Source organism: Hallella bergensis DSM 17361 (assembly GCF_000160535.1).
Classification (GTDB): Bacteria; Bacteroidota; Bacteroidia; order Bacteroidales; family Bacteroidaceae; genus Prevotella; species Prevotella bergensis.
On record NZ_GG704781.1, the window covers coordinates 487,293 to 501,123 of the forward strand.

At 45.1% G+C, this 13,831-nt stretch carries 10 protein-coding genes; 4 read left to right on the forward strand and 6 right to left on the reverse strand.

The genetic code is table 11. The features are described 5' to 3' along the window. Nucleotides 1-181 precede the first annotated feature (181 nt). Both HMPREF0645_RS06005 and HMPREF0645_RS06010 read left to right on the forward strand, forming a co-directional pair. Nucleotides 182-1,144 carry a hypothetical protein gene (locus HMPREF0645_RS06005; protein WP_007174022.1) on the forward strand — a complete coding sequence of 321 codons (963 nt, stop codon included), beginning with the start codon at nucleotides 182-184 and terminating at the stop codon, nucleotides 1,142-1,144. Nucleotides 1,145-1,216: 72 nt separating this feature from the next. After that, on the forward strand, nucleotides 1,217-2,437 hold the full coding sequence (locus tag HMPREF0645_RS06010; RefSeq protein ID WP_007174023.1) for a GH25 family lysozyme: 1,221 nt from the start codon (nucleotides 1,217-1,219) through the stop codon (nucleotides 2,435-2,437). 22 nt (nucleotides 2,438-2,459) lie between these two features. Here the strand turns inward: HMPREF0645_RS06010 and HMPREF0645_RS06015 are convergent, their stop codons facing one another. The 6 genes from HMPREF0645_RS06015 to HMPREF0645_RS06040 form a co-directional block, all read right to left on the reverse strand. Beyond that, nucleotides 2,460-3,275, reverse strand: a complete 816-nt coding sequence (locus tag HMPREF0645_RS06015; protein WP_156777860.1) for a hypothetical protein — start codon at nucleotides 3,273-3,275, stop codon at nucleotides 2,460-2,462. Between the two features lie 115 nt (nucleotides 3,276-3,390). Further along, nucleotides 3,391-3,981, reverse strand: a complete 591-nt coding sequence (locus HMPREF0645_RS06020) for a hypothetical protein (protein ID WP_007174025.1) — start codon at nucleotides 3,979-3,981, stop codon at nucleotides 3,391-3,393. A gap of 10 nt (nucleotides 3,982-3,991) precedes the next feature. Continuing rightward, complete coding sequence (locus tag HMPREF0645_RS06025) at nucleotides 3,992-7,462, reverse strand: hypothetical protein (RefSeq protein ID WP_007174026.1); 3,471 nt, start codon at nucleotides 7,460-7,462, stop codon at nucleotides 3,992-3,994. 20 nt (nucleotides 7,463-7,482) lie between these two features. After that, the gene (locus tag HMPREF0645_RS06030; RefSeq protein WP_169305459.1) at nucleotides 7,483-8,967 is read right to left on the reverse strand and encodes a hypothetical protein; all 1,485 of its coding nucleotides are present in this window, start codon (nucleotides 8,965-8,967) and stop codon (nucleotides 7,483-7,485) included. 179 nt (nucleotides 8,968-9,146) lie between these two features. After that, on the reverse strand, nucleotides 9,147-9,581 hold the full coding sequence (locus HMPREF0645_RS06035) for a hypothetical protein (protein WP_007174028.1): 435 nt from the start codon (nucleotides 9,579-9,581) through the stop codon (nucleotides 9,147-9,149). Then, a complete protein-coding gene (locus HMPREF0645_RS06040; protein WP_007174029.1) occupies nucleotides 9,578-10,963 on the reverse strand; it encodes a hypothetical protein in 1,386 nt (461 codons plus the stop codon). The genes HMPREF0645_RS06035 and HMPREF0645_RS06040 overlap by 4 nt, the downstream gene beginning before the upstream one ends. A 228-nt stretch (nucleotides 10,964-11,191) precedes the next feature. On the opposite strand from HMPREF0645_RS06040, the gene nadB reads away from it, so the two are divergent. Both nadB and nadA read left to right on the forward strand, forming a co-directional pair. After that, on the forward strand, nucleotides 11,192-12,784 hold the full coding sequence (nadB, locus tag HMPREF0645_RS06045; RefSeq protein ID WP_044123338.1) for an L-aspartate oxidase: 1,593 nt from the start codon (nucleotides 11,192-11,194) through the stop codon (nucleotides 12,782-12,784). 23 nt (nucleotides 12,785-12,807) lie between these two features. Then, a complete protein-coding gene (gene nadA, locus HMPREF0645_RS06050) occupies nucleotides 12,808-13,806 on the forward strand; it encodes a quinolinate synthase NadA (protein WP_044123436.1) in 999 nt (332 codons plus the stop codon). The last annotated feature ends 25 nt before the right edge of the window (nucleotides 13,807-13,831 follow it).

The window sequence follows — 13,831 nt, forward strand, 5'->3', positions numbered from 1 at the left end:
GATTTATCCTTTAATTTCAAGTGTGGTTTCTGAGTTTGCTTGCACTCTATTCAGGATAATTATGTAATTTTGCACCCGAAAATAACATGAGTCCAGTCGAATGCATTGATGACGGATCAAGTTCATGCAGACAGCCGGATAGGTAACGTGTTAATTGTAGACAAGACCAATTTAGATAAGGATGAAACGATCTTCAGATTCGTTGATAAGGAAAATAGCCAAAAGAAGACTTTTTCTCCTGATGATTATTTTGTTTGCAACCATTTTATTGCTTGCAATCATACGTATTCTACCAGCCAGTGAAAAGAATATACGCCAGTCTGTATGCCTTGTGAAGGGTCGAGTTCATCTCTGTCTTGTCAATGGTCAGGATACCCTTGAGATACAATCAGACTCGGTCAGTCAGCATGGTGTATGGGTGAACAAGTATTGGTGGTGGCCAAGTTGTAACGGGCGTGTGCTTACTGTAGAAAAAGGTGGAACACCGGCTCACACGGGCAGCTGGTCAGACGACAAACTCGTGGCAAGAGAAATATCCGAATTGACTGATTCGATCAGTGGTTTGCTGAAAAGGAAAAATGTGGAAAGGCAGGAATTGAAATACTATTTGCGGACGCACAGCGTTCAGGACGAAGGTTACACAAGGATAGCCCATTATGCGGATTTACAATCGAAAGCGACGGATTCTCTTGACAAATTCTATCAAAGACTTTCTTCTTTTAAATTGAATCAGGAAACAGTATTGTTGAGAAAATATGACCTACGAGTGACCTGGTTCGACTCGAAGGGACAGGAGCAATCCGTTGATTGTAAGCCGAAAACAGTTCTCCAGTCAAATTCCGAAGGACCTGTCATCATACAGACCAATGCGTTATTCAAGTCATGGGGCGTGTATGCAGTTAGAAACATGCCCTGGGGAAGCCATGAGGGCAAGCAGGTAGTCACGGCAACCATCGCCCCCGGAGATTCCACGATGCCATATCGAACGATTTTGACAACGGGGAGGATAGACAACCGGATGAAACATGATGTTCCAAACTTATTTGCTGTGGATGGAAGTCCGGTGTTTACCAAACACGGATGTTTTGTCGGAATCATTTCCAAACAAGATGTAAGGATGGTGTCTGCAAACAACTGTCAGTAATTGTGAACGTTAGAGTTGAGACTGTGACAGCCATGAATAATTGACGACTGGCACTTAAAATGATAAAATGAGATGTTGAAAAGGCATCATAGAACCGGATTTATACGACGACACCTGAGTTTGGTATGGGTGGCAGTTATTATCTTGTCGGGTTGCACCATTGACACCAAGGATGTGGAGGTGGTACGGCAAGGAGAGATGCTGTACAGAGGACAGATGCAAGATGGGAAAAGGCATGGACTGGGCGTGCTTTATCATGGTGACACCCTACTCTATTCAGGTACTTGGGATCGAGGCATGCGACATGGTACCGGATGTTCACAGGATTCTCTTGGCCGTAGGATCAAGGCTACTTGGGATCATGACACCATTGTTTCCGGAACATGCGAAGACGCTTCCGGTTTATATGCAGGTGATTTTAACCAACGCCAATTGGCTCACGGTCACGGAAGTTTTCGAGACTCGATGGGAACCTATTTCGAAGGACAGTGGAAAAATGGCAAGCGCAATGGATTTGGCTTTTCGTCCCAACATCATTTCTTTAGAGTTGGAGAATGGAAAGAAGACATCTATAAAGGAGAACGACTACACTACACTTCGGATAGGATTTACGGGATTGACATTTCCAAACACCAGCATGTCAAGGGAAGGAAAAAATACAGCATAGACTGGAAGAAGCTTCGAATCACGCATTTAGGTACGCTGTCAAAAAAGAAGGTCAGTGGTGTTGTTGACTATAGGGTGTCGTTTATCTTTATCAAGTCGACCGAGGGGACGTCCATCACAAACCCGTATTACAAAGCAGATTATGTTGCTGCACGGGCCCACGGTTTCCCTGTCGGGGCCTATCATTTCTTTTCCCACCATACAACAGGAGCCCAACAGGCCGCCTACTTTTTAAGGAATACCAAGTTTACGAAAGGAGATTTACCACCGGTACTCGACCTTGAGCCTCTTCCCAGTCAAGTTAAAAAAATGGGTGGAGCCGTAGCCATGTGGAAACGGGTTAGGAATTGGCTTCAAATAGTTGAGAACCGCACCGGAATGCGACCGATATTATATATAAGTCAAATGTTCGTAAACAAATATCTTGATGCTGCTCCGGATATTAAGCATAATTATCCCGTGTGGATTGCCCGGTATGGTGAGTACAAGCCTGATATCAAGTTATGGGTGTGGCAATTGGCTCCGGACGGACGTGTGGCAGGTATTCATGGTGCGGTTGACATCAATGTGTTCAATGGCTATAACACCGAATTCAAACAATGGTTAGCCAGCGTGGTGAAGAAATAAACCGGCTTTATACCGTTTCTGTTTAATCCAGTTTGTTCATTAATATTCCAGTACCTGCATCAATCTGCTTGGTTTCTTCCACAAGACGGTAAACGAATATATTGTTGTCGCCAAAGTCACAATAGAGATAGGGGTTTTGGTATGTATAACTGCCGTATGTGGTCTCCCCACCGCTTGTCTCGGCTATTTGATTACCATGGATCTTCAAGGATATGCCACCGTAGTCGGTGTCCACATGCCAATTGCCCTGTATCCACGCGGGAGCTTCCTCGTGTTGGACATGTTTGTTTAATGTAGGGGCGGGGCTGCCCGCTATTCCCATGTCTCCTTCACTATCCTTGATCTCACTCATCGTGATGTCTTCTGCTGTATAGCTCTTGTCTCTGCATTGCCGAACAAGAAATACAATGAATAGAATAATCGCAACGGCTGCAATCAAGGTGAACTTGAGACATCCCTTACCGGTTTGCACACCCTGTGTAAGCAGGGGCGGCCGCGTGCCATGCTGGCTTGTTCTGTTGGGAAAACCGGAAGGCGTGTTGGATCGAAGGGTTTCGGAATGGACAGGTGACTCTTTTCTTGTGTAGGAACGGTTGGGTGATCCCACATGATCAGGTTGGGAGGGTGTGTTTGACGGGTTATGTGTAGACTGTTCCATTGAACCTGTCTGCTCTGCCGATTCTGTCTGATCGGTTAAATGATCATTTGCAGCTTGCTCGTCGTCCACGGTATATGTAAAAGGTATGCCACATCGAGGACAGTTGCACTGCAGTTCTGTCATTCCTGGAGAAGCAGGTGTGTCAAAGCGATATCTACATTTCGGACATTTTACATTCATGATGATATTTTCTTTCATGTGCGGGTATGGGATGTGTCTGTAATTGTGATTGCGGGAAAACAATCCTATCCTATACACCGCAAAACTTTTTGTTGTGGAAATTCTCCACCGGGTTTTATTGGAATAAGACTTTGGCCTTGCTGATCACACGCCAAACATCTCCATCCCTTTGAGCCGTACCCTCTTCCAATGTCTCTATCTGACGCGGTTGCTGATGTGTGTTGCCTTCTATTCTGCAGGCGGGCTTGACAAACTGACTTATACTGATCATGGCCGTGGCAATGGCATCTGGCGTGGTCAGCATGATGAACTGACCATTGATTCCATCCTTTGTGCTGAGCTGGTAGATGCTTTTACCCACCTGTATACTATTGCTGCATTCTAAAAACTGACCGTTAGAATTGGGGGCAGGGAGATAGAAAGTGTTCAGGGTTGGTGGTATGTTCTGAACGTCGGTGGCCAAATTGTCCTGTGTTGGTCCAATTGCGTTTGAATCCGAATGCTCAAAACTTCCGTCACTGCTATCGACTCCATGCGCGTCAACCTGATCTGCGTTTGGTTTATTGCTTAGCTTCTGTTCCAGCATGGCAATCTGCCGAGCCTGCTTTTTTGCAACTGTTTCAAGTTTGTTGATGCGATCAAACAGAGGAGATATCAATTCGTTGAGTTCTTCTTGTGTAATCGTGTTTTTATTTTTACCAAACATAGGCAGGCATTTAAAGATTTTCAATAAGATTGTCTCGTATGCTCCCTATGATTGGATAGAAAAATACAGTATCCTCTATCGCATCGTTGGCATTATGTTCGGACTCATTCTTGTTAACAAAATTCCATCCGTTAAGAAGGTGATGGTCAAGATCTTTGTTCACCAATTCCTTGAATTTCATCAGGGATTGATGGTCTACGAGGAACCTGTCCACAACATGAATATCGTCACAAAGACGGCAGAAGAAATCGTTGAACTCCTTAACCGCTTCGACAATGCTGGTACGAATCTCGGCATTGTCCATATCGGCATACGTTAGATGTTCTTTGTTGATACCTGAATAGTTGTATTTCAGATTGGAATCGAAACTATCCATCAGTTGATTCAATTGCTCAACGCTCGCACATCCGCTACTGTCACGCACTTGCATCAGCGCACCGCGGCATGTAATCTGCTTGGGTTCGTTGCGTTCCATAACCACAGAGAAACCATCAGAATCATATTCATTGCCGTAAACCCGTTCAAAAATAGCTTCGGAAAGCAGGTCAAGCTCACGTTTAGAACCCACAATGTCAAGTACTTTAGAACCAGTTCCGGAAAACATGACGGAGCGAGGTTTGTCTAATCCCCGGTGTTTCATCATGCGGGCCACATAGTAAATCAGTGTGGAATAGAAATAGATGAAGATAATTTTCAGACGTCCGTCTTCGTTCAGTCTTTGATTATAGGAGAACACATCATTATCTCCGACCACTTTGTTCTGAATTACAGAAAACAAGAAGGCATTGATATCCTCACTTTTACGCTTGGACAAAATATCTTCGAGAATACCATTTAGCTCTCCGTACCGATCATCATCGGCATCGAACAAACGTCGGAAGTAATCCACGTACTTGACCAACATTGGATTGGAGTCGCCGTGGGGAACCTCAGAGAATCCATCTCCAAAGAGAGCGTTTGCAGCAAAACGAAAAGAGGTGAGGATAGTGGGTTGCTTGGCATTCGACTCAAAAACAACGACATCACTGGATCCTCCACCAATATCAATAGAGGCAACGGTGGCAGCTGCTCCCCGGAATTGGCTTGAACCACGATAGAAGTAGTATGGAGCTACCGACTCGGGCATCTGAATTAAGTTCTGAGCTGTAGCCTCAACGCCGAAAACATCTCCGAAAGTCTTAGACCACATCTCGCCTAATTTACGAATGTTGCCTACCTTCATCGATAACGGATAGAACCATATTAGTCGTGTCTTGCTCAGGTCGCCGTTCTCCAACAGTACCTTCGTACGCATGAGAAGAGCCAACTCTGTAAGGTAGGCACGTACTCGTTTGGACGTTGCGATCTCCGTCGACCATTTAAGATTGGGCACAATTCGGTTGCCATAGCCCACAGATTCCTTCTCATAAATAAAAGGAATATTAGCGTCTCCAAGAGCCACGATTTCGTCTATATTCTCAACATCAAGCCGCTCTGATTCCGAAAGTACGGTACGCTGGGGGAATCCATAGTCCTGACCGATGTTGTCGGGCAGGAACTCCTGCTTCATGATGACATCGTAGAGGATATGCTCGCCATTGTATAATGTAGCTAAAAGACGCTCTTTGGCTTCAGATCCGGCAGTCAAAGGTTCTGGCATTTGACCTTGACGCATGCATTCGATATGTGTGTTGGTTGTTCCGAAGTCTACCGCAAAGGTAAACGACTCGTGACCGGCAATATTGGGTGCCCATCGCGGACATACTACGCCTTCGGACATGAGGTTGTCCCATTCATCGTATAATTGAACATTAATATAATCAAATGCTCCAGGTAAACGATAATAATCTGCCCCCACTCTCTTCTCACTCTTCAAGCTGCGAGAACGTTTCAGCGAGGGTAACACTTCGTCTCCATTCGAAACTGACTTATGAAATTCAAGGCTTAGATGACAATTTTCAATCGCTCCTAAAGCGCGATCAACAAGTTGTACGTTGTATTGTTTTAGCCCTGGAGATTTCACAAAGGGGAAAACAGACAGTGCAAAGGGTATAGTGAGAAAGTATCCGCGGTTGTTTTCCCGATCATAACGCATATCTACTCCTGCTGCTTGCACATAGGTACGCTCCAAAGTGATGAAAGCACCTTGTTTCTGCACGGGTATACGGAGTACAGCCTTCACTGTTTCCTGCTGTCCGGTCTGCGTGTGAATAAGTTCAAAGCGTGGTCTTCCAGCAATAGTACCTTGAAGGTCGTTTATTGTGAAATATTTAAAATAAGTCTTGCTCAAAGGCAAAAGAAAGTCCGCATTATCAGTCTCGCGGCTTCCAACCGTCAGGTTTCCGTTGAAGAAACAGTCTCTATCCATCGTATAATCAAGCTTGATGAGTGATGGTTGGAAGAAGTCATCGTCGGTAAGCCATGGATATTGATGCGAGGTGGCAGGCAGAATGCGCTTCTCCGGTTCCACAGCATAGTCTTGAGGGCGGATTACAGTAAGTTCGTCCCAATCATTCGTAATATAGTGGAAAGCGTCTGTTTGCGGTGCATTCAAATGATTTTGAAGCACCAGTGGCAACCGTTCACCATGTGGAACGATCGAAGGCTCAATACGAAAATCACTGTTTTGTATAGCCGCTTGAATGTCGGCTTGTCGTGCACAATAGAAAGGAATGCCCAATGCCTGAATGCCTTCGTCGCTGAGATCATAACACATTTTAAGGTATTGCAGGGCACGGTCTTGGTTTTCATAGTCCATTGCAACGGGGTTGCCAATATCTGTCAAGATCTCCTGACGCAGTTCAGGACTAAGTAAGTCGAAACATGTAATGAGATAAGCATTGAGTTCACTGCATAGCTTTTTTAAGTCGGGGTATGCTGTAAAGAGTGCATAGATATATTTCACAAATTTCGGCATACGCATATACAGCGGACGTGTGAGATCAAAAAGATTCACATTCTGCTCCACCGGGATGGAAAATTGATTTGGTCGCGCATTGGGAGAGGCCATAAACAGTGTTACGGGCGAGGTGCTTCCAATAACTTGATTGCCGTAGACCAGAAAATATATACGATTCATCCGGTCGAAGTTGAACGCCTCCTTGTCTTGGTTAACAAACATTTCCAAAGTGTCGCCCAGCAACTTGTGCTGAGGATCGGTTCTAAGTTGCTGTAATGCAGCCGCCTTGTTCCATTCTACCACACGTAGTTTGGTTCGTAGTTCCGGCAGATTAAAAAACAACTGGGCTACGTCCAGCGCATTGCCTACAAGTCGTTCGTCCATCAACTCACCATGAAGATGAGCATTCATCGCCAGTCTTCGGAAGGCATTTTTCACCAAGTCCATTTGAGCAAATGGTGATGGAATAGCCGTCCTGGGAACGGCTGATAACCCACCATTGGGATCGCTAATCATGTTGATTTCGTCTGCACTGTATTGGTTGGTCAATGCTATCCATCCCTCTCCTGTGGTCTTGTTGTTATATGATAATATCTTCGACATTGATTTCTCTTTCTTTAATGTTAAACCAAGCCGTTGTATTTTTCTTCAACGAGCCTGTCAAGTGTTTCGTCAAGAAGCGTCATGAGACGTAAAGCTGTCTTGTCCGACCCAAATCGCCCTTCTTTAACTGCTGTTTGCGAAGCTTTATTCAACGCGCTCAGTAGGCTTTTATAACCTATCTCGCCACTGAAAAAGCCTTTTTTGGGAGCCACTTCGTTGATGGCATCAGCAAGTTGTGTTGTGGCCAAATTGAACGGAACAAAAGAGCGTTGGTTCCCGGCAAGTTCCTTGAGCCACGTGCGATAGGCTACGAAGAAATCGTTGGACAGTGTCGTGTAGAAACCGGTAGCAAGAAAACTGTTCTGTATCTCGGGCTTGTCTTGAGTATACCCCCGCCCAATATCCTCTTTAAACTGGTGGGTGAAGTATTGATAGGCCAAGTAGAATTTAGCCAAATTCTTGTTAATCAATAGTCGTGTTTGAACTCCGAAATCCTTGAGAGACAAAGACATTTTGTCGTTGGCTAAACCATATTCCTTATAGATGGGGTTACGAGCGTTTCCTTCTTCCGTTACCAATTGGTCATTCGGAATTGACATAAAATCGAGAATGGAAAGCGCGCCAACATATTCCACCACATGGGCATCATTCCGCTGACCGTTGCCTCCCGGGTCATTATAATATGGATTAGAAGGCACTTCGTCGCCCAAATAGTAACAAGCGTTGACTTTCGACAATCCGAGATCCACCCCACCCTGCGTTAATCCTGTAAGATTATCATGGTAATAGAACAGTGCTGATTTGGTTTTTGAAATAAAATCAGCACGGCTGATCGGACTGTTTTCATCCTGTTGGATGTTGAAATAAGGCAAAACGGTCAGTGCGCCAATCCTGGCATCACGCAAATCGCCACGGTTGTTAATTGTAGAATTGTTGCCAGCATTGCGTATATTTTTCACAATGATGGGATAGCCAGCTGCTCCCGTTCCTCCAAAAATACTCGATACAACGAAAATGCGGTCGGCCTTGCGAAATACATTCGAGAATTGTCGGAATTCTTCCGAATCCTTGAACTGATTCAAAGCCACTGAACCGATGTTTGGAGACCCCACAAATCCAATATCCATCTTGGTTTGTAGTTGGTTGTCTGAGAACATCATTGAGCACAAAGCCTGGTTTGCCGTGTCAAGTGTGCTGTATGAGATAAAATCTTGGAACCGCTTAGACTCCACAGCTCCAAGGTTGAACAGAAACGTGTCACTGAGATTCGATCCCCCTGGAAGGATATCACTCAGTGTAGATATTTTCACCGAAAAGAATCCTTTGGTTACGTCAGCGTTATCTCCATAGATTGTCCGGCGGATGGAGCGGTACCAGCGTAGTAAATTCTCCGTGCGCTTCAAGTCCTCGTTAGCCTTGTGTGGATCCACAATGATTGGAATCACCTCCACGGGCATGGGTTGCCCGGATTCGTCTACAGGATGTATGCCTGCTGCGAACTGCATGATCAGAGGGCGCATAACGCGTGACCCTGTTCCACCGACGAGAAATAAAAATAATCTCATTGTTTTTATTTAAACTTTACTATCCGAGTCGTAAACGTGATGACAACTCCATGATACGCTCATTGCCGATGGCAACCTTGATATATGTGCGTCAGAGTTCACGGCTCAGGTATTGTTTGTTATTCCGGAATTGGCGTATGTCTGCAATTGGAACTCCACCATCTCATTGCAAAAGATGCAACCAGATAAAGGAGAGCTGTTGCTGCAAAATTGATGACACAGAAACTGAACAAAGAGCTTGAGAAACCTTCTGTAAGGGTATTGTCAAGATAGGCAAAGATGATTACAGAGGAGAGTGCTGATGCAGCAAGCAAGGAAATAAGCCAATGATACCAGCGACTGAAACTTACACTGTTTATTACATAATAAAACAGCCCTGCCACTCCCCATGCAACTACAGAAGAAATAACAGAGGTCACAAAATAGTGTCCGTCATTATACATTTCATAGCTAAAGTCCACGGGCAGGCCAAAGCATTCATAAATCGAAGATGCGAAAACGACAAAGAGAAGCGTAAGTACTACACCTCCGATGAGCAATATTGAATTTTTCATTTATCAAGTTTTAAATCAAGTTCAAAATAAGAAGGCGTTCCCTCTGTATTTCGCTTATAGCTGTCGTAGATACCGCCCAGCAGATAGCGAAGTGCAAATGTGGAATGACTATCGGGAGTCAGGTCATTGTCTGTGGAGCAGGCCTCCACCCAACTTGGCATACGATTGAGAAGTTTCAGCTTCACATCCTGACTGTGAGTGATATTTGTTGTCGAAAGCACGAACAAGTGAGTCGCTGTCCCCAGGTATTTTTTCTGTGCAGGCGTCATGTCAGCCTTCTCTATTTTTCTTATTTTCTTGATTTGAATATCGTCATCAGCTTCGACCACGTAGTTAGCCTTGTCCGCAAGATATCGGTCGTCGATAAAGGTATGTCCAAGGTCTACGGCCAGCACAAGCTGTATGTCGCCGGAGTTCTTGTCGGGTTCTATCTTTTCCAGACTCCTTATCTCATACCCCTGATTAGGCTCGGGGCGGAATCGTCCGCGAATGTCCTTGTTGTTCGTCATGAATGAGTAGTATGGCTCATAGATGTTATTGGTAGCAAAAAGGCACATATTGTCATAGCCGTCTAAGCCCTGCATTTTCGCGAATGTGCGGAACGAATCATCGTTGGTCAAGCGCACCATGTTGTCATTGGATCCCACGATGATGATGTAGTATGGGCGATGCCCGGAGAACTGATGTGCACTGTTATCATAGGCATAATACGCGCCGTTGTATGAGCCGTTCATGCGAACAACAAGCATTGCCTTCTTCTTTACTTCGTCCTTGAACACCGATCCGATCATCTCCCGCACCTCATTGAACACCTTTTGCGGATTGACGCCCCTCATATCCTTCACCGAATAAATCATGTCGGTAACCAGAATGCTGACTTGACTGTCATCCGTCTTGTTCAGTATATTATCGAATATCTGGCGGAAATCGGTATAGCCCTTCTCTCCAATTCTATCAATCTGGGTGTCGCCGGGCAGATTGTTCTGCAGAGCCATAATGGCCGAGCGGAACGACCCGTCACCGTCAGGACTATCGTAAGGCAACATACTTTCGCTACGTTCCATATAGATATGAAACACAAGCTCCTCATCGCCGATACCCACAAACTTCACTTTTTTAGGTGGGCGTCGATTTTCGAAAAACTCCGTAATATATTCCTTAACAGCTGGAACATCGACCTCGCCGGACTTAACAAAACTCTTGAAGTTAGCTTTGTTACGGTCCAGATACTCAACTATTTGTTTCCAGTCTCTGCTGTCTATGGTCTGATCTGTGCCTGCCAGTTCAATCAGGGTCTTATCGAACTCTTTCTTTGCTCTGTTTCCACAGCCTGTGGCCACAAGCGTAAGGGCAAACAACGCTGTATAAAAAATCTTTTTCATTGTCGTTTAGACGTAATCTACCAATATAATGTTGCAAAAATACGAAAAATAACTGAGATATAATATTTTAATTGAGGAAAAAGGAGCAATCCGGTCTCCTCAATGAGTTTATATGCCAATCGTCAACCAATTGATATACAAATATCAATGATTCTATCCAATATTTTTTACAATACGATTATTTTTACTTACTTTTGTATCGGTGAAAGGATGGTTAATCGTAATATTATGGTAGAAAAATTCGATTTTCTTATTATTGGTGGTGGGGTAGCTGGTATGACTTACGCCCTCAAAGTAGCAAACAGCGGCAAGGGCAAGGTCGCTTTGGTGTGCAAAACCACTTTGGATGAGGCTAATACGGCCAAAGCTCAAGGTGGGATTGCATCAGTAACAAATCTTAAAGTAGACAATTTCGAGAAGCATATTGAAGACACTATGGTGGCCGGCGACTACATTTCCGATCGAAAGGCAGTAGAGCATGTGGTTTACAATGCTCCTCAAGCAATTAACGATTTGGTGAAATGGGGTGTTAACTTCGACCGGAAAACTGATGGCTCCTACGACCTCCATCGCGAGGGTGGCCACAGCGAATTCCGCATTTTACATCATGCCGACGATACCGGCTTCGAGATTCAGCGGGGTCTAATGGCTGCCGTGCGCAATAATCCCAATATAACCGTACTGGAGAACCACTATGCCGTAGAGATTATTACGCAGCACCATTTGGGCATAGAGGTAACCCGGAAAACCCCGGACATAGAATGTTATGGTGCATATATACTTAATCCGGAGACACACAAGATAGACACATTCCTTAGCAAAGTTACCCTAATGGCCACCGGCGGTGTTGGTTCAGTATATGCCACCACCTCAAACCCCAACATTGCAACTGGAGACGGTATTGCCATGGTTTACCGAGCCAAAGGCACTGTAAAAGATATGGAGTTTGTGCAGTTTCACCCCACCGTACTCTACAACCCCGAAGAAAGTCATCCGGCCTTTCTTATCACCGAGGCCATGCGTGGCTATGGTGGCATTTTGCGCCTACCCAACGGCGAGGAATTTATGCAGAAATACGACAAACGTCTCTCTTTGGCTCCACGCGATATTGTGGCAAGAGCCATCGACCACGAGATGAAGAAGTATGGTCTGAATCACGTTTGCCTCGATGTAACGCATAAGGATGCAGAGGAAACCAAGGCGCATTTCCCGCATATCTACGCCAAGTGCCTCAGTATCGGGATAGATATAACTAAACAATATATTCCTGTTTGTCCCAGTGCACACTATATGTGTGGTGGAATTTCAGTAGATCTCCACGGCGAAAGCTCCATTCACCGACTTTATGCCGTGGGCGAATGTTCGCGGACGGGACTTCATGGTGGCAACCGGTTGGCCAGCAATTCACTGATCGAAGCCGTGGTCTATGCCAAGTCGGCAGCCGAACATAGTATCAGTGTAATCGACCAATACGATTTCAATACGGATATTCCCAAATGGAACGATGAAGGCACGATGACCAATGAGGAAAAAGTCCTCATAGCTCAAGACGAACGGGAAGTGGGACAAATCATGTCGAACTACGTGGGTATTGTGCGCAGCAACCTGCGCTTAGTTCGTGCATGGAAACGTCTCGACCTGCTCTATGAAGAAACCGAGGAGTTGTTCAAGCGTGTTAAGCCCACGCGCGACATTTGCGAGTTGCGCAACATGATCAATGTGGGATACCTTATCACGCGCCAAGCCATAGAACGTAAGGAGAGCCGTGGACTGCATTATACCATTGACTATCCCAAACATGCATACGACAACAAGAAATAATGACGAATCAAAAAATAAATAAGATGGAAGAGATCAATAAAAAATGGCATGAATTAGGTTATGTTGATGAACCTATAGCTGAAGGTTTGGACTTAAAAACTGAAATACGCAAGCTGTGCAAGGCTAAAAATGCGATCGTCATGGCACACTACTATACCGATGGAGCTGTGCAAGATGTGGCCGATTTTGTGGGCGACAGCTTGGCGCTGGCTCAACAGGCTGCTAAAACCGATGCTGATATCATTGTGATGTGTGGTGTACATTTCATGGGTGAAACCAACAAAATCTTATGTCCAAACAAAAAAGTGCTTGTACCTGATCTCAATGCCTCGTGTTCCCTGGCAGAGAGCTGCCCGGCCGATGAGTTTGAAAAGTTTGTCAAGGCTCATCCGGATCATACCGTCATCAGCTATGTCAACACCACCGCAGCAGTGAAAGCACTTACCGACGTGGTGGTGACCAGCAGCAATGCGCGTCAGATCGTGGAGTCGTTTCCAAAGGATACGCCTATCATCTTCGGGCCCGATCAGAATTTGGGACAATATATCAACAGCCTGACAGGTCGTAATATGTTGCTGTGGGAAGGTGCTTGCCATGTGCATGAGAAGTTCTCCGTCGAGAAAATCCTGAAACTGAAGGCAGACCATCCCAAAGCCAAGATATTGGCCCATCCCGAGTGCAAGGGAGCACTGTTGAAGTTAGCTGACAAGGTAGGTAGCACCTCAGCCCTGCTCAAATACAGCATCGCCGATGAAGCACAAGAGTTTATTGTGGCTACGGAGAGTGGTATCCTGCACGAAATGCAGAAAGGAGCCCCTCACAAAACCTTTATTCCTGCCCCACCCGATGACAGTACGTGTGCCTGCAACGAATGCAATTTCATGAAACTCATCAGCATGAAAAAACTATATAATTGCCTGAAATATGAATGGCCGGAGATCAAAGTGGATCCCCATGTTGCTGAAAAGGCAGTACGCCCCATCAACAAAATGCTTGAAATATCAAAGCAATTAGGCTTGTAAATCTATAGGGAATCATCATATCAAA

Excerpts from the sequence above, each read along its gene's own strand:
- HMPREF0645_RS06005 (WP_007174022.1), top strand. The coding sequence starts at position 182 with ATGAAACGATCTTCAGATTCGTTGATAAGGAAAATAGCCAAAAGAAGA.
- HMPREF0645_RS06010 (WP_007174023.1), top strand. The coding sequence starts at position 1,217 with ATGTTGAAAAGGCATCATAGAACCGGATTTATACGACGACACCTGAGT.
- HMPREF0645_RS06015 (WP_156777860.1), bottom strand. The coding sequence starts at position 3,275 with ATGAATGTAAAATGTCCGAAATGTAGATATCGCTTTGACACACCTGCT.
- HMPREF0645_RS06020 (WP_007174025.1), bottom strand. The coding sequence starts at position 3,981 with ATGTTTGGTAAAAATAAAAACACGATTACACAAGAAGAACTCAACGAA.
- HMPREF0645_RS06025 (WP_007174026.1), bottom strand. The coding sequence starts at position 7,462 with ATGTCGAAGATATTATCATATAACAACAAGACCACAGGAGAGGGATGG.
- HMPREF0645_RS06030 (WP_169305459.1), bottom strand. The coding sequence starts at position 8,967 with ATGCAGTTCGCAGCAGGCATACATCCTGTAGACGAATCCGGGCAACCC.
- HMPREF0645_RS06035 (WP_007174028.1), bottom strand. The coding sequence starts at position 9,581 with ATGAAAAATTCAATATTGCTCATCGGAGGTGTAGTACTTACGCTTCTC.
- HMPREF0645_RS06040 (WP_007174029.1), bottom strand. The coding sequence starts at position 10,963 with ATGAAAAAGATTTTTTATACAGCGTTGTTTGCCCTTACGCTTGTGGCC.
- nadB (WP_044123338.1), top strand. The coding sequence starts at position 11,192 with ATGGTAGAAAAATTCGATTTTCTTATTATTGGTGGTGGGGTAGCTGGT.
- nadA (WP_044123436.1), top strand. The coding sequence starts at position 12,808 with ATGGAAGAGATCAATAAAAAATGGCATGAATTAGGTTATGTTGATGAA.